16 protein-coding genes are annotated in these 25,134 nt (G+C 32.2%); 3 read left to right on the top strand and 13 right to left on the bottom strand.

Annotation, left to right across the window (positions count from 1 at the left end):
- Positions 1-42: 42 nt before the first annotated feature.
- The 3 genes from AP058_RS02300 to AP058_RS02290 all read right to left on the bottom strand — a co-directional run bounded on the left by AP058_RS02300 (position 43) and on the right by AP058_RS02290 (position 2,549).
- The gene (locus tag AP058_RS02300; RefSeq protein WP_066306483.1) at positions 43-1,545 is read right to left on the bottom strand and encodes a MauE/DoxX family redox-associated membrane protein; all 1,503 of its coding nucleotides are present in this window, start codon (positions 1,543-1,545) and stop codon (positions 43-45) included.
- Positions 1,546-1,650: 105 nt separating this feature from the next.
- Positions 1,651-2,031 (bottom strand): helix-turn-helix domain-containing protein, encoded by a 381-nt coding sequence (locus AP058_RS02295; protein ID WP_197413372.1) that lies wholly within the window; start codon positions 2,029-2,031, stop codon positions 1,651-1,653.
- A gap of 107 nt (positions 2,032-2,138) precedes the next feature.
- Positions 2,139-2,549 carry a hypothetical protein gene (locus tag AP058_RS02290; RefSeq protein WP_066306478.1) on the bottom strand — a complete coding sequence of 137 codons (411 nt, stop codon included), beginning with the start codon at positions 2,547-2,549 and terminating at the stop codon, positions 2,139-2,141.
- Positions 2,550-3,464: 915 nt separating this feature from the next.
- Between AP058_RS02290 and AP058_RS02285 the strand changes: the two genes are divergently transcribed.
- From AP058_RS02285 to AP058_RS02275, 3 genes are all read left to right on the top strand, one after another.
- On the top strand, positions 3,465-3,758 hold the full coding sequence (locus AP058_RS02285; protein ID WP_066306475.1) for a helix-turn-helix domain-containing protein: 294 nt from the start codon (positions 3,465-3,467) through the stop codon (positions 3,756-3,758).
- Positions 3,759-3,857: 99 nt separating this feature from the next.
- Positions 3,858-5,285, top strand: a complete 1,428-nt coding sequence (locus AP058_RS02280; RefSeq protein ID WP_066306468.1) for a DUF3945 domain-containing protein — start codon at positions 3,858-3,860, stop codon at positions 5,283-5,285.
- Positions 5,286-5,306: 21 nt separating this feature from the next.
- Positions 5,307-7,388 (top strand): type IA DNA topoisomerase, encoded by a 2,082-nt coding sequence (locus AP058_RS02275; protein WP_066306466.1) that lies wholly within the window; start codon positions 5,307-5,309, stop codon positions 7,386-7,388.
- Between the two features lie 724 nt (positions 7,389-8,112).
- Here the strand turns inward: AP058_RS02275 and AP058_RS02270 are convergent.
- The 10 genes from AP058_RS02270 to AP058_RS02225 all read right to left on the bottom strand — a co-directional run bounded on the left by AP058_RS02270 (position 8,113) and on the right by AP058_RS02225 (position 25,080).
- Entirely contained in the window at positions 8,113-9,675 is a 1,563-nt protein-coding gene (locus AP058_RS02270; protein WP_066306464.1) for a nucleotidyltransferase, read from the bottom strand.
- Between the two features lie 2 nt (positions 9,676-9,677).
- Positions 9,678-10,832, bottom strand: coding sequence for an SAVED domain-containing protein (locus AP058_RS02265; protein ID WP_066306461.1), 1,155 nt, complete (start codon positions 10,830-10,832; stop codon positions 9,678-9,680).
- A gap of 101 nt (positions 10,833-10,933) precedes the next feature.
- Positions 10,934-14,419 carry a DEAD/DEAH box helicase family protein gene (locus tag AP058_RS02260; protein ID WP_066306459.1) on the bottom strand — a complete coding sequence of 1,162 codons (3,486 nt, stop codon included), beginning with the start codon at positions 14,417-14,419 and terminating at the stop codon, positions 10,934-10,936.
- 12 nt (positions 14,420-14,431) lie between these two features.
- A complete protein-coding gene (locus tag AP058_RS02255) occupies positions 14,432-14,995 on the bottom strand; it encodes a GIY-YIG nuclease family protein (protein ID WP_066306456.1) in 564 nt (187 codons plus the stop codon).
- 3 nt (positions 14,996-14,998) lie between these two features.
- On the bottom strand, positions 14,999-16,207 hold the full coding sequence (locus AP058_RS02250; protein ID WP_066306454.1) for an MBL fold metallo-hydrolase: 1,209 nt from the start codon (positions 16,205-16,207) through the stop codon (positions 14,999-15,001).
- A gap of 2 nt (positions 16,208-16,209) precedes the next feature.
- Positions 16,210-18,288, bottom strand: a complete 2,079-nt coding sequence (locus AP058_RS02245) for a DUF262 domain-containing protein (protein WP_082706549.1) — start codon at positions 18,286-18,288, stop codon at positions 16,210-16,212.
- Between the two features lie 25 nt (positions 18,289-18,313).
- Complete coding sequence (locus AP058_RS02240) at positions 18,314-19,558, bottom strand: restriction endonuclease subunit S (RefSeq protein ID WP_082706546.1); 1,245 nt, start codon at positions 19,556-19,558, stop codon at positions 18,314-18,316.
- Complete coding sequence (locus AP058_RS02235; protein WP_066306448.1) at positions 19,558-21,276, bottom strand: class I SAM-dependent DNA methyltransferase; 1,719 nt, start codon at positions 21,274-21,276, stop codon at positions 19,558-19,560. The genes AP058_RS02240 and AP058_RS02235 overlap by 1 nt, the downstream gene beginning before the upstream one ends.
- A gap of 19 nt (positions 21,277-21,295) precedes the next feature.
- Positions 21,296-22,477 carry a hypothetical protein gene (locus tag AP058_RS02230; protein WP_066306446.1) on the bottom strand — a complete coding sequence of 394 codons (1,182 nt, stop codon included), beginning with the start codon at positions 22,475-22,477 and terminating at the stop codon, positions 21,296-21,298.
- A 2-nt stretch (positions 22,478-22,479) separates the two neighbouring features.
- Positions 22,480-25,080, bottom strand: coding sequence for an N-6 DNA methylase (locus AP058_RS02225; RefSeq protein ID WP_066306441.1), 2,601 nt, complete (start codon positions 25,078-25,080; stop codon positions 22,480-22,482).
- Positions 25,081-25,134: the final 54 nt, after the last annotated feature.

Genomic DNA, 25,134 nt, shown 5'->3' with positions numbered 1-25,134 from the left:
GTTCGATCTAATTCCTGATACCTAAAAGGGTATTTCTTTATATTATCGTCTCACGGACTTATCTATTTGATATGCTACCAAAACTTTATCGAATATGAAGTATACTTTATCCTTTGTTGCATACATTGCTTGTGGTTTTTTATTGTTAATGTTGTAGACATGGAAGCTGTACTCGTAGGTCTTTGTCTTTAAGTTGTAGACATCAATCGCGGACGATTGTTTCCATAGTTTTAAGGATTCAAAATGAGCTCGAAGATTGGAATTGATAAACAGTTGATTTCCTACTGTGCTACTCAGTTTATTGACCATTAAAGATGGTTGTGCCAATTTTCTGACGCCGTTGCCTAATGAAGCGATTTTAATTTTGGCTAAGGTGGTCGTGTCAATTGTATTGTCACGATAAAAATCTTTTATACTTTTGTCGGCTACAATAAATTGATTGCGATAATAGTAGGTATAAATAAGTTTCTGGTTTTTGAGGTTGTACCGAAGGATCCCGTCACAATCAAAAACACCATCTATTTGTTTTTGTAAAAGGCCATCATTCCATGACACTGATGTATTGCCATTTGAAAACGTTAGTAGACCCAAAATGCTTTCATTCGTTTTAGGGTTTCTACTTCTTATCGCAGCTGTTATGGAATCTATAGGTTCAAACACCGAAAAATGAGCTTTAACTTCCTGAAGTTGCTTTGCTTTCCAAGTTCTTATTTTTCCTTTGAAAATGCAGGGAACTGTGCCATCTGTTAGGAAAAAATAGGGTGGTGAAATACGAACCTGAGCAGTTCGGTAGGGCAGATTGTAGTTGTCGAGTTCAATGCTGTAATTACCAATTTTTTTTAAGTTGCTATTTATCGCTATTATTGAAAGTGGGGAAAGAAAGTTACCTAAATATATTGTATCATTTACCATCCCGGCAAAGTAGTAACCGTCATATTTTAAATTAAATTGTGCCGATTTATTATAAAGATGAGGTGGATATCTACGGATAAAATTATTTTCCTTATGGATGATCTGCTCTGATTTTACAACTAATAATAATACAATACCAATCGCAAAAATGCTTACTGTAAAAATAAGTACTAAACTATGTCGTAGTCTCCACCCTTTGTTTTGTTGCTGTAAGTCCTGCAAAGAAAAAATGATTGCAAGAATAGTAATAAGGCAAATGATAAGATTGAATATTAGGTGTTGGTTCCAAGTCATTTTTTCAAGTATACCACCACAGGAACATGGTACAAATTCGCTGAAATGCAGAATGATGTAGATGTAGGCGGAGAACATCATCATTAAAGCGAAAGAAGTAACCAATGCAAGCAATCGAGTAGGTTTAAACATAAGCAATCCAGCGATTAATAACTCTACAGAAGGAATCAACCAAGCGACCCAACCGGCAAAAGCACTAAGCAATGGCGATTGTCCGAGTTGTATGGTGAAGGTCTGATAGTCCAATATTTTACTAAAAGCAGCATAGGAGAAAAGGATAATGAGCAAGTAGCCTATGGTATCTATATAGTTTCTTCTGATGTTATTTGTAACTTTCATTATTAGAGTTTTTAATAAGGTAAAATTCTAAATAAAAAACATATAACATTATGCAAATCAGGCATTTCGTTATTCAAAAAATAAAACAGAGCAAAAGTATTAGGGTTAAAGATCTTCTTCAGGTCTTGAAATGTCACTTGGTTTGTAGCCAAATCTTTTTTTGAAGGCTTTATAAAAATTGAGATAGCCCTTAAAGCCATTCAGATATGCAATTTCTTTTAAAGAAACGGATGTTTGCCGGATCATTAGATGTGCTCTTTTTAAGCGTTCTTCTTGATAAAAGTTATAGACACTGGTTTTAAATAAGGTTCTAAAACCATTTTTTAATATGTGGTCTTCAATAGCAAACATTTGAGCCAAGTAGTGTAAAGTAGGTAATGGTTCATCCAGATGACTTAAAATATAATCATGTAGATTTTGAATCGAAGTAACTTCTTTCTGTCTACGAATTTTTGAACTAGAGAGACGATCGTTAATGCTACGCATGTCTTCAAGTAGGGTTGATACTGAACTTACAATTATTTCATCGCTATATAATAATCGTGATATTGTACAAAATGAGGGCATTAGATGATTATCACCAGTAATGAAAATTAATTGCAAAGTAGTGTTGTAATTAGAGTTTTATTTAATTCATCAAGAATACCGTTCCAAATATCTTTCGATTGCTGAGCGATTAATTTACCAAAGTCGGTATTGACAATTGTATCCGGATTGTACTTAAGAGTGAGCGGCACTTCATTATTAAAACTCAATAAAACAAAATCATTATCCAATACAAAGGTTAACTGAATTAGATTGTGGTATTGGTAGCAAGCGGTTATGTATCCTGATTCCGCATTTATTTTTTGAAGTTCTTCAGCAATTTTATTTAATGCTTCAGCATTATTTTTTAATTCATCATTACTATTATCATGGATGCGGAAGGTCATATTTCCAGTTGCCATTTCGAACAGCATTTGGTAAATACGTTTAATCCGGTCCTGATTAAATTGTTCTGACATATTATATAATTTGAAGTGATTTGCCGGTTGAAGAAAAGGGAAAACCTGTGCAAACCTATCAAAATAAATTATTTGAAGCTAAAACTGTAGTGTGTAATTCGGGAATTGAATAGGGGAAATTTTAGTAGTTAAAAAAAAAAACGCGCTATCACAAGATTTAAATAATTTAAAGAAAAACGATATTAAGTATAAGTTAAATAGCAAGACTACATAATATTTTATTCTACATACTTTGTGTTCCATTTAGTTTAAGTCTTTCTCTTAAAATCATCATATCTCCAATTTGTTTTTGATCTTAAATATCAGCTTTCGTTTTGTGGTATGTACGTTTTTGCGCCCAATAATTATACTAACGTATTAACCAACAACTCCGTTTGTGCATGTTAACGTAGTTGTAAAACTATGTTTGGCAATGCAGAAGATGTGCTCTTTTTCAATTTAAAAAATATCAGTAATTTTCTTTAAATGCACATTGATTTTTTGGTTGCTCAAAATGTGTAATAATTTATTGTAATTGCAGTATTGATTATCATTCTAACCTGGTAAAATAATGACACACTTTAAATTTGAATCATTGTTTTTAGACCATTTAAAGAGTTTATAATTTATTTATTCTAGGCTAAATTTTTTGCAAAAAATATGTTTTACTACTGACTTCAATTTAAATATTATTTCTAACCTTAAAATAAACCTGTCACAACTTGTGAAGTACTTGTGAAATTCATCCATTTTTTTTTATAAAATTTACTCCATCAATAAATAATTCTTTTACCGCTTTATCAGCTAATTAAAACCCAAATTTTAATTTGTTAAACTAATAGCAATGTTAATTTAATTATGCACATTTCTTAAATGCATTCTTGAAAAAAAATATATTGAAATTTAAAATTTTTAATTCATTAACAACATATCACTATGAATATAGATAGAATGGAATTTATAGCGTGGATGGAACGTATCATGGATCGTTTTGATATTTTGAACGAACATACTAATGAAAATCAAAAGAAGCGAAATAACATTGATGGTGAAGAATTACTAGACAATCAGGATCTCCTCCAAATGTTAAAGATTAGCAACCGTTCCCTTCAGCGATATCGCTCAACTGGTAAGCTACCATATTATACAATAAGTGGAAAAATTTACTATAAACTATCTGATGTTCATCAGTTTATTCGAGACAGTTTTAATGCTCCTAGACAAAATTAAAAGCCAACAAAAGACAAAATCTACCATCTAAAGTCAGTCTGTGAACAATGTGGTTTTAACTATTTATTTTCGATGAAGTAAATTTTAAAAAGCATAGAGATGAGAGAAGAAACTGTAAGTAATCCAAAATCAGGGGAGCAATTTTCGGATGTTTTGTTGGTATCTGATACCAATAAAAAGGAAGTAAGGATACTTAAGGGAATTGGAAAAGATAATGAACTACAATCAGTAATCCCGGATAAAAAAAGTGAAAGCCAGTTCCTGCGTGTGGATAGACAAGGTGATTTGTTTTCAAATTTTTTCTCAAACTTTTATCGGCAGTTAAAAGATCCTACACAGTTAATCTTTTTTAAAGTTCCTCAAAACCAAGCAATACACATAGCGAAAAGAATGCAGAAAGAATTTGATAAACCTACGAAAATGGGAGGAAAGCAATTTAAACAACACGAGATAAAATTAGATTATAAACTTGAAATTAAAAATAATATGGAAACCAAACAATCAACACCCGAGGTTGGCGAGTATCGCTACAAATTAGAACAAATTGATTGGAAAGCGATGTGTAATCTAGGATTAGGTAAAGAACGTCTCGAAAAAATGAACGTACTAGAGCCACTGTTAAAAGGCTATAAAACTAGTGAATTAGTTCCTGTAACTCTTGATTTAGGATCCTCCATCACGCGAATGGACGCTAGGCTATCACTACAAGAAAAAGAAAACGGAAAAGTGGTTCTTGCTATTCATGGCATCCGAAAAGAACCTCAATTAAACTACAAATTCTTTGGACATGAATTTACAAAAGAAGATAAGGAAAACTTGCTCAAAACTGGAAACATGGGCACAGTAGTTGATTTGATTAATCCCAAATCGGGTGAAACAATACCCTCTATAATTAGTCTTGATCGTTTGACCAAAGAAGTTATTGCACTGCGCACAGAACATATCAAAATCCCAGAAGAAATAAAGGGAGTAAAACTAAACGAGCAGCAAAAGCAGACGTTGACAGAAGGTAAATCTTTGTATATCGAAGATATGATTTCCAAAAAAGGCGAGCCTTTCAATGCATCAGTTCAATTTAATGCGGATAAACGTTATGTTGAATTTCTTTTTGATAGAGCAGATCCCAATAAACAATCACAAAGTAAACAACAAGATGTACCAAAAGAATTTCGAGGAAAAGAACTTGACGAACAACAACATCAGAAACTTAAAGACGGACAAACCGTTTATGTAAGTGGTTTGCTTGACAAGAAAGGTAAGGAGTATCAAGGGTATATTACATTCGATAAAGAAACAGCCAAAACTGGTTTTTCTTTTGATAATTCAAATAAATTAAAAGAGAAAGCAACACCAAAAGAAGAAAGTAAAACACAAGTTGCTGTTAATTCAGAAGGTAAAACCAATGAGGCAACTAAGAATATTAAAGAGCCTTTGAAAAGCGGACAGAACAATCCTGACAGTACCAAACAGCAAGAAAGACAGGAGAAGCCAAAAGCGGTAGCTAAATCAAAAGGTCGAAAAATGTAATTATTCTAAAGAGTCAAATCAATGAAAGTAGTAATTGCAGAAAAACCAAGTGTTGCTCGAGAGATAGCCATCTTGTTAGGAGCTATTGAGAAGAAAGAGGGTTATCTGACAGGAAATGGGTATCAGGTAACCTGGGCGTTCGGACATTTAGTGTCATTGGCAATGCCAGAAGATTATGGTGTTACTGGATTTCAAAGAGAGGCTTTACCTATTTTACCTAATCCATTCTTACTAACTGCTCGTAAGGTAAAAAAAGATAAAAGCTATGTTCGTGATACAGGAGCAATGAAACAACTGAAAACAATTGATCAACTTTTTAAAAATTGTGAAAGTATCATTGTTGCCACCGATGCAGGACGAGAAGGTGAACTTATTTTTCGTTACATCTATGAATATCTTAATTGCAGTAAGCCTTTTGAGCGTTTTTGGATTAGTTCGCTAACTGAAAAAGCCATTCTCAATGGGTTTGATAACTTGAAACCAGGGAAGGATTTCGATGGTCTGTATCAAGCAGCAGTAGGTAGAAGCCGTGCAGACTGGTTAGTAGGAATTAATGCTTCACAAGCATTAACAATTGCAAGTGGAGGCGGTATTTATTCTTTGGGAAGGGTTCAGACACCAACACTTGCAATCATTTGTAAACGATTTTTAGAAAACAAGTCATTTGTTATCAAGCAATATTGGCAAATTGAATTGGAACATCGTAAAGAGTTTACAGATTTCAAAAGTCTTTCCACAATAAAATGGGAAGGCAGTAAACAAGCTGAAGACGCATTGAAATCGCTACAGCGACATGGGACAGCCACGGTAATTGCCATAGAAATAAAAACAGTCAATGAACAGCCACCATTGCTATTCGATCTTACAGCATTACAAAAAGAGTCTAACATTAAATTAAATTTAACTGCTGAGGAAACGCAAAATATCGCTCAAAGCCTATACGAGAAAAAATTCATTAGTTACCCTCGCACCGGGAGCAAGTATATTCCAGAAGATATGTGGGTAGAAGTATCTAAGCTTATCTGGATTTTGGAAGAGACAGATAAATTTAAAGGAGTAGTTGCTAAAATGAAGATAGGACGTTTAAATAAACGAATTGTCAACGATTTAAAGGTAACCGATCACCATGGTTTATTGATAACAGATAAGATTCCTTCGGCTTTGTCTGCAAAGGAAAAAGCTATTTATGAAATGATCGCTTATCGTTTACTTGAAGCAGTTTCTCCTGTTTGTATCAAAGAGATAACTAATGTTGTCTTCCAAGTTATACACTATGAATTTGAATTAAATGGGATTAAAATTATTGATGCAGGTTGGAGAGCTATAAAAGGCAGTTTTTCAGATGAAGAAAAGGATCCTCTTCAAGATTTACCAAATCTAAAAATTGGTGATGAAGTCAAGATTAAGTCAGCAAGAGTATTGGAGAAGAAAACTAAACCACCTGCTCTTTATACGGAAGCAAGTTTACTCTCAGCAATGGAAAATGCAGGAAATCAGATTGGTAATGAACAAGAACGTAAAGTATTGCAAGATATAGGAATTGGTACGCCTGCCACTAGAGCAGCTATTATTGAAACACTTTTTAAAAGAGATTATGTGAAACGCGATAAAAAATTACTTCTGCCCACAGAAAAAGGACTAAAAGTTTACGAATTGGTAAAAGAAATGAAGATTTCTAATGCTGCTATGACTTCCGAGTGGGAACTAGCCTTGCAAAAAATAGAAGACAATGAAGAGGATATAGTAACATTTCAAAAAGAAATTGAGGCTTTTACAATAATGATAACACAAGAACTACTTGCTTTATCTATTGAAGTTGAAAATGAACCAGAACTAACTTGTCCAAGATGTAAAGTTCAGAAATTAGCGATTCGGGATAAGTTGGTAAAATGCAAGGGTGAAAATTGTAATTGGGTTCAGTTTCGAAATATATGTGGATTACAACTCAATCTGATGGATTTAGAATCACTAATTACTAAAGGCAAGACAAGCCTCTTAAAAGGGATGATCAGTAAATCTGGAAAGAAATTTGATGCATTTATCTTTATGAATGAAGTAGGAGAGACCGCTTTTATTTTTCCAGAAAAGAAAAAAATGAGATAAAAACTCTTGATTTGTCTCTGCAGTTAATGAAGTAAGAAAACAAACTTGAAATCGACGAAGAAAATGTCGATGAACAAATTCCACAAGTAGAACTGGATGAAGTTTTTAGAAATGTACCTGATTTTGGGGAGGTGGAAGAAGAATGGAATAGTTATGGAATATCCGATGGCGATAACGGTTTTGCCCACGCGGTTACCTTTTGAAGATTTAAGCACTGTAAAATAGTTATTAAAAAAAGGGAAAATGAAACCATCTCAAAAGGAAACAGCAACAGTCCTACTTCAGAAAATATAAGGAACCGAATTACTCGACTTATTGTGAAATTCTATCGAAGATGCTTCTCAAAAAATAGCCAAGCTGCTAGATGGTACACTTTCTGCACAAACGGATTCTGGTTCTTCTTTTATGCAAAAAAATAATTTGGAAGATTTTGATATTGGGGATTTCGTTTGATTAGCCTATTAAATTATAATGCTTTTATATATTTGTGTGACCTTGGAATCTTTGTTGTACTCTATTAGCATTTGGGAACGAAGTTAACCTAGCATCCGCTCCCAATAAAAATTGATTTACTATTTCTTTTGAGACAACTTACATTCTTTATATCTTTTTTTTTAAATAGCTAGCTAAATTTCAAATGATTTTAGTCTTTATTTTCATAGTATATTTTATAATTTTAACTATGCAATCAAAATGTAAAAGGGAAATGCCATAGTCTTTATTTTTATCTAATATTCACAAAAAATTCTGAGCTACGCGCAACACAAACTCCGTTTTTAACTATAAAACATTCTGCCCAATGTAAACCAGAAAATGCTGTAGCATCTTTATAAATTAAACCGCCTCGTCCAGCAGTTTGAGCTTTAAAAATATGTCCCCTTAAACAATTTCCATTTGTGGCTTCTAAGCCATTATTAACCACCTGCCAATATACATCATAAGGTTTTGGCACATCGGTATCCATAGCATTGAAAGTAACAAAACAGCCTTTTGGTAATAATGTAGAAGATGTTATGTTTTTCCGTTTATTGCCATCTGTTGCATCTGTGTAAACACCAGAAATATTACAATAGTATCTTAAGTTTAAATTCCATAAAGGACGAACTCTATGAGGCACTGAAAGCATTTGAGCGGAATAGTTTACTGGTTTTAAATTTTCAGTTATTAATTCATCATATCCTAAGTTTCTTACTGCTTCGTTAACTGCCCTAGTTCCTAATATATTTTTTAAAGTTCTGTATGCATCTGATGGATCCATATTTTGTAATGCTCCAAAATCAGCTTTAGCTTTTTCTAACCATGAAAAGAAGTTATCTTGTTTTTGTTTTTCATTTGGCCACTTGTCGGCAAAGTTTTCATTAACCTCATTCACTGGATTACTAATCCACCAAATATTTTTATTGTGTTTTGCACTATAAACTTCCTTCATGTGTAAGTGCATTGTATTTAGGATATTAATTAAGGCATTGATAACATTAGTTTCTTTTTGATATGCCATTGCGGCCAATGTTGTTATAATGATAGAAATTGGCTTATCACAATCACCACCATACATAATATCTCTATGTCTTTTTAGAATTTGAACCACCCTAAGTAGAGGGGCTTTCTCTTTTTTATATCCTGGCAATGGTGTAACACTTTCACTTAATAAAACTGATTTTAATAAATTTAAATTACTTCTTTCTTTGAACCAAGCTGCATAACCAAAAGGATTGCTTTTCAACCAATAGTTGGGATTTGTTTCCGATGGATAGTTTTCTTCTCTTCTGTCTGTTATACGAACAGATATGTTTTCTAAATCGGTTTTATCTAATTTACTAAATGAGCGTTCGCTTAAATTAATATGATTGTTATTACCCACTAAAGCAGGAAGTATATCTAAATGAAATTTATCTTCTGCATAGGTAAGAGTCCAGCAACGATTTCCTTCTTCATCTAACATTCTGTTATAATTGTCATTTTTGTCAATGAGTTGTTTTTTTACAGCATTCTTTAAATGCATTTGAGCCCAATCAAAACCTTTACCAGTTAGACGGCATACTAAATCCACATCAAGTTCATCGTCTTCCATAATTGGTCTAATCATTGTGCCCAATAGGAATGAACCTTGAGGTAAAATTTCTGGCTTGTAACGACTTAAGGTGGATCCTTCTTTAGAAAGTTGATTGGCAACAGCAGTATATCGTTGTTCAACAAGTTCGTGCTGTGCTTGTGTAATATCCAATACTTGCCCAATATTTTCTAGCAAGTCATTTGTTTTGTTTGGTCTGTTAGTTAATTCGAACATCGTTATTTGTTTTTAATTTCTATTGTTTTGTTGAAACCTTTATTTATGGAGTTTTGGTCGTATATAATTAATGGTAAATCTGCTTTTTCCATCCAAACCCTACCGGTTTCAATTGCACATGAATTTGGCATAACTGGAAAAATATGAATGGGCTGATGCATTGCATACTGCAGTTTAATTTTACTGTATGCATTTCTTACTTGATTTCTAAAATTAATAAGTGTTTGTCTACTATTAAGAATATTACGATTAGGGTTGTCAACAGTAATTTTCCAAATTGAAACATCTCTACCTAAAGCTTCAAATATTCTATCGTCAGTAACATTATCACTTAAGTTTATTACTAATGCCGCCGTAGAAAGAATTTCGGTAGGTTCATATAATTTGACTTCTGTAGCCTGCACTTCATTGTCCCATTGCCATGATTGCTTTGGCTCACGATGGAACTGATATATTTCACAAATTGATAATTCCGAAAATAATGTTCCAAGTTTAATTAACAATGGTTGAGGTGCTAAAGCGAAGATTGAGAAGTGAGGCTTTTTCTCTTGATTGATTAATGGTTTTATAAGTTGTTTTACCATTTCCTCTAGTTGGTTTGAATGAATTTCCCAGTAATTTTGTTTGTTATCCGTAATAGCTAAATTCGATGAACCAAGTTGAATAATATTATCACTAACTGGGTAATAATTTGGAAGAATTGCTTCAATACAGTTGTTAAAGTTAATTGTAGGTTCAAAAGACCCGATTTTAGCGGTAAAGGATACGATTTGACTTTTTTTTTCAGGTGTTAAACCGGTTAATAGTTCGATATTTCGTTCCTGCTTTAGTTTCATTGCAGTCAGTGACTTTCTTGTATGATTTTCTACTTCATGCTTATCAATCCTACGATGACATTCATCACAAAGAAGTAATAAATTATCAAAGTTGGTTTCTAGTTGTTGAGACAAAATAGCATCACCACGAGGCCCCTCTTCACTTGCAGCTACAATATGAGATATATAGGACTTGTTCAAATCCTTTTGCATTAAGCTGTCTTTCCAAAGTGGAATATTACAGCCATCATATTGGCACCGACCGCCAGATTTCACCCAAAGTTTTCTAGCAGTACCTTGAGGTATTGCTTTTCGTGCTCTTACAACTAAATTTTTATTCATTATTACAGTATTTAATAATTATACTGTAAAGAAAAGAACCAACTATGCATTATAAGTGCACAGTGAAATAAAAATGTTTTTGAGCTGTAAAGAATTAGTTCTTATCCCAAATTATTTCTGTTATAAGTATCTAGAATACCAAAAATATTAGTTGATTGCTCTTCATTAAAAACCCCGTCTATACCTAGACTGTGGTAGCTTTTAAAAGGGGAGTCGTATAATTTTGAAGGATCTATTTTACCATTGTTTGTAAGAAACAATTTGATGGTATCTAAAAATTGAATTTGGACTGCTGTTAATTGGTATTTATTAATAAAGTCTGCAAAAGAGGCATTCACTTTTTCTGGAGATAAGCCTATTAAACCAACTATAAATGCTACTAAATCTAAACGATGTCCTATTTCTTTCTCGACTTGTTCCTTTTGGATTTTATTCGAAAAAAGTAGCTTTTCTAATGATTTTAATTCCTCTTCGGTAATAGGTTCTCCGTTTTGGATTCTGCCGATGGTAATGTTGTTTTTGTTTTCTCTAATAATTTCTTCTAAACGATGTGTGTTATTAGCGAAAGGATTGGTATAAGATTCTGATTTTTCCTCTCCAAAAGCTGAAGTTATAATTTCAGCTTCCAGAATTGCATCTTCAAAATTAGTTGTGACATATCTTTGGTCCACAGGATCCATGTATTTTACTAATTCACGAATGCCTGCACGGATTTTTTCTAAATGATTTAAACCACTACTTTTCCAAAAATCTTCATCCAAAGGTAGTTTTACTATTTCTAGATTGTCAATTATTTCTGGTATTGAGGTTTTCTTCAATAGCTTTTTGGAGATGATGGCTGCTTTTGTAATTGGAACGTTTAAGGTTGCTAAAAACTCTTCCGTGTTAGGTGTTTCAACGCGTTCTATCATAAGTGTATATATCATCTTATCATAGAAACGAGCGGTGTCTGAGTCTGCTTTTGACGATCTTACTAATGGAGCTAAAATATCTAAAATTGTTTTGCACTCTTTCTTATCTAAATGATTCCATACTTCTCTTTTTGAGAAATCCATCACCGTTTCGATTTTCATTTTCACATCGAAACGTTCTTTGTTTAATTCAATAATGGAGTTATACAATTCATTTAAAAGTCGTTCACTATATTCTTGAAGTTCGTGGTCCTCTTTAAAATTATCTTCTTTTAGGTATAAGGCTAATTGCAATTTTAAACTAAAAACAATTTCAGTTAAACTTTTTTGCGATCCAGTTTCAATACCTTTTGAATTTTCTTTAAAGTATTCAAAATTTCCATACAAGTCAAAAATCAAAAAGTTCTCTTTGTCTTGGTTTTCTCCAAATAAATTTGGACGTAAACGAGAACCTCTTCCTATCATTTGCCAAAATTTAGCTTTGGACTTAACTGGTTTGTAGAACATCAAATTCACACAACTAGGAGCATCAATTCCTGTGTCCATCATGTCTACTGAAATGGCGATTTGTGGCAACCTTTCTTTTTCTTCATCACAAAAGCGTTGAATAAATTCTTCCGCTTTTGGTTCTCCATGGGTTATTAGTTTTACGTAATCATTTCCATAACGTTCTGGATCTAATTCAAGGAACATGTTTTTTAAGAATTGAGCATGTTTTCTATTTCTGGCAAAGATTATAGTTTTCCCTATTTCATCACCACCTCTTTTTTTTATTCCTTTATCTAAAAGATATTGCAGCGTTTTAATTGCTGTATCTTTATTAAACAACCAAGTATTTAATTCGTTTGCCGGAATGATTTCTTGGCCTGTTGCTTCTTCACCGTCTAAAATTTCTTCTTCAAATTCTTCTTTCTCTTCTTCTGTTAGATCGTCATAATGGATACCTTGTCTCAAAAATTTAGTCGGCACTTCTATTGTATTGTAAGGCACTAAATGTTTATTAGCAACCGCTTCTTCAAAGGTATAAGCGTCCGTTGGTGCTTTATCAGCTAATCCAAAACTGGCATAGGTATTTTTATCGATAATTTCTATAGGAGTTGCTGTTAATCCTAAAAATAAGGCATCGAAATAATCAAATATAGCTTGGTATTTTTTATAAATAGAACGGTGTGCTTCATCTACAATGATTAAATCAAAATGACCTACACCATAAAAACGTTTGTCTTTTTCTTTAGAACCATCGATAAGACCCATCATGGTAGGGTAGGTTGAAAAAGCAATACGAGCTTCGACGTTGTCCTTTTCTTGTAATAAATTGACACTAGAATGTTCTGGCATTAATTTGACAAAGTTATTTTTAGCTTGACTGACTAAACTTTTTCTATCGGCTAAAAACAATATTCTTTTTGCCCAATTGGCTTCTAATAACAATTTAGAGATAGCAATACTAATTCGAGTTTTACCAGTTCCTGTAGCTAAGACTAATAAGGCAGCTCTATGTGTTCCAAGAAGTTTGCCGTTTGCTTTATCATTTCCTGCAAAATGTGCAGCTACTGAACGGATGGCTCTTAATTGGTATGCTCTGTCTGTTATGGTCGTATCAATTGGTTGCTCTCTAATGTCTTCTCGGTTTTCTCGGCGAAACATTAAAGTTTGTAGTTCTTTTTTGGTGTAAAAACCATGGACTATTCTTGATTTTTTATAGAATTGATCATCCCATAAGTAGGTTTCAAAACCGTTTGAATAATACATCACCGGACGGCGACCGTACATTTCTTCAATACATTCGGCATACAATTGGGCTTGATTTTCACCTTTTGTCGCACTTTCCATTGTTTTTTTAGCTTCGACTATTGCTAATGGTAAACCATCATCGTCCCAAAGTACATAATCTACATAACCTGTTTCGGAAACATTTGTTGATTTAGGCATGAATTGTACCTTAAACTCCTTGTCTTTACTTCCTGATAAATCCCAACCTGCTTCACGAAGAGATACATCTATAAAATATTTACGTGTTTCGTCTTCGTTACGAGGATGATTTGTGATGTCGGCTGTATTTGCCTCTTTTTTATTTGTCTCAATTTGTGCTTGTAATGCTTCTATTTGTTTTTTAAATAGTTCATTTTCGCTGGCTAAGGCTGTATTTTTTTCTGCTTCTTGTTTTAGTTTTGATTTGAACTTTCCAAGATCGGTTTCAAATTTATCTTCAACTTTTTTATAGTCTTTTTTAGAAAGTGCTTCTTGTCCTTCGGTAGGAATTAATTCCCAATTGAACATTGGAATGGTATCTACATTATTCTGAGCATAGGATTGCGCAAACCATCTTGAAAAATAGAAAAGGTTTTCTATTATTTTCTCCGCATCTGCTTTTGTAACCTGTTTGTTGTGTATCGCTAAGTTTCCTGCTTTTCGAATTAAATCGATTTCATTGTATAATTTATGCGGAAACTGTTCTTGAAACTCTCTTTGTTTCATCAAAGAGTTTAAGGTAGTGTCATAAGGAAGCGTAAGTTCTTCATCATTTGTAAACATCCAATTGATAGCAATTTCTAATGCCATACGAGAATATGTCAATGAAGTACGCGGATCTGTAACTACCGATTGTTCTGCTTTTACACTTCTTTGGTGAAAGTCAGCCCATTCCTCTGCTAAAAATTGAAAGTTTGTTTCCATAAAGCTAATATACTAATGTGTTCTGAAACTATTCCATTTTGTCTTGTATTTTCCTGCTAAAACTACTTCTAGAAAATATAAATCATAATCATTTGGAACAGGGATTAAAACTACTGTGTAATTTTGAATTTTGCTTTTTGCCGGAAGCATATCATCACTTGTTACTATTTTTCTGGTAATAGCTTTATTACTGTGTTTTGTTTTCAAATAGGCAAGAGTACACTCGTTGTGATTTTTACCCCAAGCGTGTTGTCTTAATCTTCTGAAAATGGTACGGCTAATTCCAACATATACTGGAACTATTATTCCATTTGTTTTTTCACCAAAAATATATAAACCTTTGAATTCGTTGGGTTGTTCGTTTTTGCTGTTACTTGAAATTGTATTTGGAATATATCCTAGTTCATTAAATAAAGCTTTATTCCTGATTATTTTTTCATTTGTGACAGTATAAAAGTCATTGACTTTTTTAGCATCAAAATGGTTCAGTTTATCTATAATTGATATTGACAATTCCTCTGCGTAATTGAGTATTTCTTGTAAGTCTTCTGGATAGGATTGTTCGATGTTACTCATTTGTTATCTGTATAGTCCTTTATATTCTACTGTGTTTATTTGTGTATTAGGAAAGATATTTCCTTGGATCTTGTGATTTTCAATTATATCGATAATTTCTTGTCTAGGATGTTTATGTGTGTTTCCTAAACCAAAATTTATTACCCACCATTTAACATTTGGATAAGAGGATATCACTGTTGATTCAATATAGTTATTTGCTCCATGGTGTGGAATTTGAAAAACACTTGTTTTTTTAAAATATTTTTGATTTAACCACTTACTTTGAATTTGATTTAAACTATCTTGATTAAACCGTATGGCTCCAGTTAATAAAGTACCTGTGAATCCACTTCCAAACCATCCTGGTAATCTTCCAAACCATTTTCGGTACTTTCTTGTTTTTATTGCTCCATGATAGATTACTATACTAGTATCATTGATTAATTGACCATATCCAAAATTTCGAGAATAGATTTGATTGAAATCAGTTTCAAAAGTATTTTCATTATTTGTTATATAATCTGCTAGATCACTTAAATTAAATGTTGGTAAACTTAAAAGATTTTGCACTTCTTGGCATAAGTTATTGAGAGTAGTAATATCTCTTGTTTTATTAAAAAACTTGAATTCCCAGAAACCTACAATTGAGAAGTTACCTTTGTCATAATAATGTTCCACTTTTGGATTATTTTCTAAAATATCATTATTAGGTTTTAAAGTGTTTGAGATTATAAAATCAAAATCTGGAGAATCAAGATCTGTTTTTATTTCTTGCGGTTCGTCTTCAGAATCAGAATCACCTTCATCACTTGGGTGGATAAAAATTATTTTATCTACTTTTCTTTCTTGTAAAAATCCTGCTGGATTTTGAATGAAAGCTAAGGTATCAGGATCGATGCCTCCAGATAAATTGATATCGATATAAGCTAATACTAATTCGTCAGGAGTTAAGTAGGGTAGTATTGCTAAATTTGCCCCTCCAGTTTGATTTAATAATTCTCCAATTTTATTGATATGATCTCTATGGAAATGAGAAATAAAAAGAATGTCAATTTTTTGATTATTAGTTTCACTTACAAAGTTTGTTATCTCTTTCTCTATATATTGTCGCGATGAGTCCGTTCCACAATCGTAAACAAATGAAAACTGTTTGCCATTGAAGTGTTTAAAAATACCAGTATAAAAAGCACCTTGGCCAACAGCGCGAAATTTAAAATCTATATTTATCATTTTTAATTAGCTATGTTTTCTGAGACTTTATTTGGGATGGTATTTGAATCAATTAATTCTTCTATTTTAAAATCATTCCAGAATATCTCATAAATATTAATCATACGTGTAGTTATTGCTCGAAAATGATTTTCTACTTTATTATCCCAAATTCTTTTTTCTAAATTCTGCCAATACTGCCAGTCCTCTTTTACAAATGAACATTCTCTAATTTCTGCAAGATCAAGTCGCTCTTTTGGAGAAGCTGAATTACTTTCACTTCTGTTTTGTTCTAGCGACATCGCACGGAAATTACCATTTGTGTTATTCCAATCTCTGATACTTCTATTGCAGTACTCTTTTCGATAAACCCATTCGTTTGGATATATATGGTCCCAGTCCCAAGGAACATTAGTGTCATCCATATCATCCATTTGGTTATAGTCACCAAAAGTGGTATTTATATATTGTCTTTGCGCTAATAAAATTAGTTGCCTGTTATGTTGGATTCTTCCAATGAAATTATAGAAATATTCATTCGCAATTGCGAAATCATAGCTTTGCGTTTTCACATTATTGTAATACTTTATTATTTTAGAACCGGCGCCTTCCTCCAAAAGTCCCCATCTATCTTTATCCTCAGTTATAAACCTGTTCTCAACCTTTGGTTGTAAATAATATTCTCGCAATAAATCTGGTTTGATTAGAAAGTGTATACCATACTTATCATCCCACCACATTAATTCATTCAGTGGTTCCTCCCAGAAGTTCTTATTGCTGATTTTTTCGTTCCATAAACGAGGAATATTGTCAAAATCAAACCAAGCAAATGCCATTAGCTTAGCCACCATTTTAAGTTTAGTCTGATCGGTTAGCTCTATCTTGTTGATGTGTAACCAATACACTAAAAATAAAAACAAATCTTGATTTCTCTTGATGAACTGTTTGATAATGACTGGAGGAATTTTACCGTCAAACAAGGAATTATCTTCACAGGATAGAATACCTATTGCTTGAGCGAATAACTCTTTTAATTGTTGTGTTTGAATTTGATTTTTTAAGCCTTCTTTAAATTCTTCGTTTTTTATTCTACGTTGAAAATCTCTAACATTAATTTTTTTTACAAAGGCATTTTCACTTAAATCAGAAGCAACTATACGAGATGCTAATGAAAGGACTTGTGTAGGTGCAATAAAATCTAACCCTATATTTTCCATCAAAGTTTTGGCTTCTGGAAAAATTGCTTTGTAAATCGAATAGATTAAGTCGTCACCGTTTAAAGTGGTTCCTGAAGAATTTATCCTTACAAAAAGAGTGGGGTTTTCGGTCTCGTTTTCTTCTTGTAAAACTCGATCTTCAATAATGTTTGACTTAATCAGTAATTGATTAAGATGTTTTACATTCTCAAAAATATTGTCTAACTCTGGTTTTAATTCTGTTTTGAGTAAAGTAATAAATTCACTTTTATCTTGAAAGTTCCCTCTTAAGGTAGCAAAATAATCTGGTAAATATTGTTCTACCATTTCTATCACTTCATCCGTGTTTTTTGCCTCCAAAATAAAAGTTAGAGGTATTGGATGCGCAGCATCAAACGGAAAGGTTGTGGTGTTTTTAAACGAAGTATAGCCACCAGTATTATCAGGATGTTGCTTGAATAGTTCTAATGCTTTGCGTCTTTCTGATACGGTTAATTTTGCATCATTGTTATTTGCCTGATATCCCCAGGGATGTGAGCGGGTTGTTAAACGGAATAAATATTTGCTTGTGGTTGGCTTTGCTAAATGCTTAATATCCAACCATAAAACGGGTAATTCCCCTTTTATTGACCATGCTTTGGTAGCATCTGTCGCATTGTAGGGGTTGAAATGCCCTAAAAAAATAGATGTTGCTCTTTGTTGGCCATCCATTAAATGGAGCTTGTCGCTTGTTTTTGAAAACAAAAAAGAACCAATAGGATAGCCTCGTAAAAGAGAATCCCATAAATCTTCTACTTGTTTGGGTTTCCAAACAAAGCCACGCTGAATAGAAGGCAATTCAACAGTTGAGTTTCCGGAATCTAATTGCCAGTTTGCAATATCTTGTAAAGAGAAAGTGTCTTTCATTTTCATTTTTTTTTTAATTATGATTTTACACTAATTCTCCTTTAAACGCTTTTTGCAACAAACAATTAAACAAATCGTGGCTTTCTTGAAGCTCTTGTTTTGCTAATTCTTTTTGCTTTTCGATTAATATTATTTTTTCTGCGAATTGCTTTTGGAGATCTATGGGTGGAAAAGGAGCTTCAATTTTAAGAAATTTTGACATTGAAATATTAACCATTGATCCAGATGTTCCAGTAGATACTTTCTCAATATTATATCTAAAACCACTATGTGATAATATAAATTTTAAAAACGTTTTATTCAAAAGATGGTTAGTATCTATTCTCCATAATTTATCTGGAATAAAAATATTATTATAATCTCTATCTACAGTTGCAATAGCACCAACTTTTTCTTTTGTATTAGCTCTGGAAAATAATAAATCTCCTTTTTTAGGAAAAACAAGGAATTTACTGATGTTGGTTTTATCAACAACTTTATATTCAGTATTAATAAATTCACCAGTTGTAATTGCACTTATTTTCAATACTGCAATTTCTCCTTCTTTCAAGTCTCTTTCCTCACCAGATAAACTTAAACCTGATTGGAGATTAATAATACCATTTTTCAACTTTCTTTTTTCCCAATTTTGAGGATTAATAACTGGATCTCCAAACATGTCTAAAAAGATAGATTGTGCTAAAGCATCATATTCTTTAAGAAGTTGCTCTGTTTTATCGCGTAAAGCAGCTGCATCGTCTTGAATTTGTGCGATGTGTTTTTGTGTTTCTAGTGGAGGTAATAACAAGTCAATTTTCTTGATATGGCTTGGACCAAAATTAAGTTGTGCAGAACCTGTAATTAATTTTCTTAATTGTGCCGTAAAATGAACTGTTTGTAAATAATATTTGAAATAATTTAAATCTACCTTATCATTCAATGCTTTAAAACGCATTGTACTTGTATTTAAACACAGTGGTAAATGTTCTTTTTTAGCAAAAGCAATTTTGTTATGAAAATTATCTACAACAATGCCAGAGCAAGCAATTAATAAATCGCCATCATCCACTAGAAAATGCTTGTATTTTCCATTAGCTTCTTCATCGGATAAGTGAATACTTGTTTTGCTTAAATCAATCTTTCCTAGATTGATATTACCAACATTAAGTAATTTGACACCTGTCTCTGTAAACTGCCAATTTCTAACACCTGGTCCTTCTTGAAAAAATAAGACTTTAGGTATTTTAATTTTTTTCCAACCTTTTGGAACGTAATTTAAATCAACTATCACTATAAATTACTTTTTAGATTAGACATTAATTTTGCTCTTTCCTTTTCAGTTTCTAATATTCTATCGATAATAATTTTAGGCGCATCGTATACGACTTCTTCATACACTATTTTCTTGTATGAGTTTATCGATAAATCCCAATCGTTTTCTTTTATTTCTTTAAAAGGCACTAAGAAACTTTGAGAGGTTCTGTCGCTGTAATCGTGGGTACACGTACCGTTCATAAACTTGTCCCATCCTAAATTTTCTGGTACATCATGAACATGTAACACTTCTCCGTTTTTACCGTGCATTTTTTTGAAATAATCACTTTTTAAATAACGGTAATGATCAAGAATTTGCGGTAAATTGAATTTAGCGTGTAGGGTATCTTGTTTTTCTTTTTTATTAGGCAAAAAGTCAAACTCATCTTCACTGTCGTTGTCTCCTTTTTTTGGAGTACTTGCATCTGCATCTTTAATAATTTCTTTTCTTTTTGAAAAGGCATCACCAAAGGCAAAATCCATGAATAAGTCTTCGTCTACTAATAAACTACGTTTGTCGTCTAATGATTTTCCATCGGCAAGCATATCGTAGAACCAAACATTATCAGTTCCACCAGTTCCTGTTTTTGTAAAAATGATTATGGCAGTGCTTACTCCGGCATAAGGTTTAAAAACTCCACTAGGCATTGAGATAACTGCTTCTAGTTTGTTATTAGCTATGATTTCTTCTCTAATACTTTTGTACGCTTTTCCGCTTCCGAATAATACACCATCAGGTACAATTACTGCTGCACGACCACCGGTTTTTAATTGTCGAAGCATAAGGGCTAAAAATAACAATTCGGTTTTCGAGGTATCGGTAACATTTTTTAATCCCGGAGCAATACTTTCTTTGTCGATTGTTCCTTTAAACGGAGGATTTGCTAATACTAAGGTATAGGCATTTGAAATTGTATTGTCTTTAGAAACAGCATCGACATCTATAATATTTGGTTCTTCAACACCGTGCAGGTATAAGTTCATAGAAGCAATACGCAACATCGTCGCATCGAATTCTGTACCGTTGAACATCTTTGTATTGATGTGGTTTGCGTATCGGTCCAATTTAGTGACGTCGTTGTGTTTGTCGATGTATTCTTTGGCAGCTACTAAAAACCCCGCAGTCCCTACTGATGGATCACACACTGTGTCTTCTAAAGTAGGTTGCATCAGCTCTACCATTAATTTAATAATGTGTCGTGGTGTACGGAATTGTCCAGCTGTTCCACCGCCTTCTAATTTTGACAATAGGTATTCGTAAATATCTCCTTTTGTGTCTTGCTTAGACATGTCGATATTTTCTAGCTTCTCCATTACTTGGTCCAATACAGCAGGTTTAGAAATGCCAAATGTCGCTCCTTTCATGTGGGTAGCGAAAAGACTTGTTTCTTTCCCTAAGGAACGAATGAATGGAAAAATTCCATCAACTGTATTGGTAAAGAGATTATGTCGTGCATTTACATCTAGTTCTTTTATATTTTTCCAACGGAACTGTTGTTGTTCTTGGTTAAAAATAGGTGTGTATTTGAAACCGTGTCGTGCTTTTAACTCGTTTCTTACCTCTGACTCGTCTAAATCTTTAATGAAGATGAGGTATGTAAGTTGCTCTACGATTGTTATGGTGTTGGTAACTCCTCCTGTCCAAAAGGTGCTCCATATTGCGTCTATTGATGATTTGAGGTCGCCTGTTATCATGGGTATTATTGTATTTATTTTAAATTTTTGTTATGTTTTGTGCTAAAGAAGAGTCTTTAACATTGAACTTAATTTGATCTCCGACAGCCAAATTACTTTGCGTAATAGCATCTTTGTGTATACTAATTTTTTTAGTTCCGTTATTGATTTCAACTGTTCCCCAACCGCTATGAGTAATGTTTGTTATTTTTTCTATCTCAATTTTGTTACCAAATTGGTCTCTATTAAAACTTTTCCACAATGATCGATTTAATGCAATATCATCATTGGTTTTGCTATAGCTATCAAACCATAATAAAACATCCATTAATTGGAAAGCTAAAGAATATAAGAGGTATGGTGATATTATGTCCTTTCTGTAAGCTTGTATATCGATATTTTGAGTTACATTGACATTAGAAGTGTGAGATGCAGCTCCTGTGGTATAAATTATGTTTTTTACATTTTCAGCGATTAACTTCGGAAAATGGGTTATGGCACAGTTAACATTCAAATGTTTTGTATCAAAACCAGCTAAAAACAAACTTGACTCTGTTAAGTTAACTTGATTATTTCCTTTTTGAACACAGGCATCGTGCAGTATTCCAATATCGTTTGCTTTTCTAAATAAATGTTCTAAAATAATTCTTAATTGCGTAAAGTATAATTGATCATCAAATTGATTATTACCTTCTTTTTGATTTCTGAAAATAGTAATAAATGTGTCTCTAACTTCGTCGGGATATTCTTTTAAAACATTAAAAAGTAATTGATTTTCATGCTTAATTTGAGTTACAATTTGATTATCCGCTTCAGTCTTAATATTGATTAACAACTCTTTAACATCATCGGGATTCTTTTTGTTGTAACATCTAATCTTGAAAGCTTCAAGTATAGGATTGGTAACATCCGTAAAATGAGTTTGTCCAGACAATACAAAATATGGAAATGTTTTTCTGCTTCTTAATTCATGTATTTTCTGAATAGCAGAGCCTAAACCTGCAGGGTTAGGAGTTTCTGATGTTTCATCTTCAAAAAATAATGCATCAAGAAGAATAAGATCGTAATTATTTATATTTGATTCAAGCGCATAAAAACCTTCTTTAAAGGAACCATATCCTTCTAATATAATGCCCTGAGCTTCAGCTTGAAGAATAAATGGTAATAATGCATCGTCATCATGTTCATCATCTATCCAAAGTATTTTATATATTTTACTCATAATTAAATTATTGGTATTAAAAATGAAACAGTTGAACTGTATTTTTTATCATCTTCTGAAGAAGATATATTCAGCGCTTTTTTTCCTTCATTGTGAGCTTTAATTATCTCATTAACTTCATAACCACCCAAACCTCTGTTACGAGTTTTTCCAACAGCAAAATTTTTTCTTGTGTAGTCTTCTAATGTAAAATCTTTTGGAAAAGGTTTTCCTGTATTTGAAATTCTTATCTCAACATATGATTTTCGTCCATTAATATCATAATTTAACAAATAGGCCTCTCTTTCATTTCTGGTAAAAGGAAGTATTTCAATATTTATTTTATTTTCCATGTCTGGCTCTATGAAAGCATGATTTTTAGCATTATCGATAAGGTTTATCAAAACAATTTTTAGTTTTTGTTCGTTACCAAAAACGAAAACTTTATTGTTCATTTGTTCTTTTATATCTTCATGAATATCTAGTTTAATGTCAATATTGTTTTTTAGACTTTTCTTTTCATTTTTGACGAATTCAGATAGAAATTTCAGAAAATTAATTTCTATTAAATTGAATGAATATACACTTACTAAAGCAGTATTTTCATCTGCTAGTTCTTGAATATATTTGACATTTTTAGAAATGGATTCAAATGCATCAATCATATAAAATTGTTTGGTTTCACTAATTAATAAATCTTTCCATTCTGGATATACTTTAGATAAAGTATTTTGAATTATTTCAAGAGAAGATCCTATACTTAATAAAGGTTTTCCTAAAATATGACTTAAAGAAGTTGAACTTTCGGTTTCTTCTTTTTTAATACCTTTTAATAAATTTTCTTTCTCTACCTCAAGTTCCTTTAGTTTTGAAGAAAGTTCAATAATTCCACTAACTTTTGCATGTTGTTCCTCCAATGAAGGTAATTTAATTACCACATTGAGTAAATCAACCTGACGAATAAAAGGAATAGTAGCACCCAAGCGATATGAATCCAATTGCTTCTGAACATATTCTGATTGAAGCTCATTGATTAAATAAGCTATGTTAACTTCATCAATTTTTACTTGTTTAATTTTGGCTGAAAAAATATCCTGACTTTTGAAAATTGGGCTACCCTTATACTCAAAAAAAGTAGGCTTTAATGTTTTCCAACGTATTGCCAATAATAAACATGATTCATCAATTTGGTGAATCATGTGTCTATTCAATTCTGTTTCTTCAACAGCTTTATCATCTAATAAAAAATTTACATTATCATCTTTTAAATCACGAATACGAATTAGCTTTCCAGTTTCAGGAAGATTTCCTCGTAGCCCTCTGTATGGTTCAATAATATCTCTAAGTTTTACACCTTCAATATGTTCTTGGAAATAGCGTGTAACACTCAGATTGTAATCATTTTCTTTTATTTGACTGTTGTCAACCAAACGAACTAAATAATTAATCTTTGCTGAACTAGTTGAATTATATGTTTCAGAAGGTTCATTAACCACGTTTTGATTGTCAGAATAATCGATAATTGAAGTGTCCATTATTTGACTAAGTAATTCTTGGTCATTCAATACCTTTTCTCTTGGTCCTTTAAGATTGACAAAATTCTTAGCATCAACAAATTTTACTCTACCAGGTAGTTTCTTGTTTCTATCAAGAACTAAAATAATTAATGGTATTCCCGTATTTAATAACAAGCCTCCGGGTAAGGAAATAATAGTGTCTATTAAATCTTCTTCAATTAGCAACGTTCTTAATCGTTCTTCTTGCATTCCTCTAAATAAAAAACCTTGTGGTAAAAGGACAATTAATTTGCCATTTTCAGATAAAGAATCTACTCCATTTTTAATTAAAAATTGTTCAATAGTCCTAAATTCATGCTCAACACCTTTATAATTATTGCCAAATCTAACACCGTAAGGAGGATTCGAAATAATCAAATCAAACTTTTCTGTATTTTTAGGCCAATTTAAAATAGAATCCTCGCAAATATATTCTGAACTTACTCGTTTACCGTAAGCCATAAGTCTTAAAGCACCAAGTGCCCAGGTCTTTTTATTTAGCTCTTGGCCAAAAAATTCTTGATTTTTATTAAGATAAATATCAAACGAAGCTAAACCTGCAAAAGGATTGAATACTTTTGAATTCATACTTAAGTTTGCTAAGCCACACATTAATCGAGTCAATTCTAAAGGTTGAATAAATTCACCCGCATGACGCCCTTGCGATTTAGAAATCTTATAAATAATGTCGTCTATTACATTTGAAAAATTTTCTGAAAGCATTTCTTTCCCGTTTTGAAAAAGATGAAAGTTTAGATAACCAAGTGGTTGACTAAATACTTTTGACAAAGAATCACTAAGTACATCAAAAATCAATAAATAAGTATCCTTAGTCTCTTTATCTAGATTTGACTCAAAAATGAGTGTTTTAAGATCTGAAAGACTGAAATTATTAGTGAACGTTTTTTCACAAATTACACCATCTTTATATAATGATACAAGCAAAAGAACAACTGGTACAGAATCCTCTAAATGACTTAATTTAGGATTTGTTCTAAAAGCATCGAAAATACCAAAAATTTTGAATGAGATAACTTCCACTGGGTTTGAGTATACTACTTTCGCCATAAAATCAATTGTTTTTTAATTACAGTTCAAAGGTCTTAACTATTTGTGCATTAT

Origin of the sequence: Flavobacterium sp. TAB 87 (assembly GCF_001529295.1) — a bacterium.
Classification (GTDB): Bacteria; Bacteroidota; Bacteroidia; order Flavobacteriales; family Flavobacteriaceae; genus Flavobacterium.
This window is presented reverse-complemented; position numbering and strand designations above follow the sequence as displayed.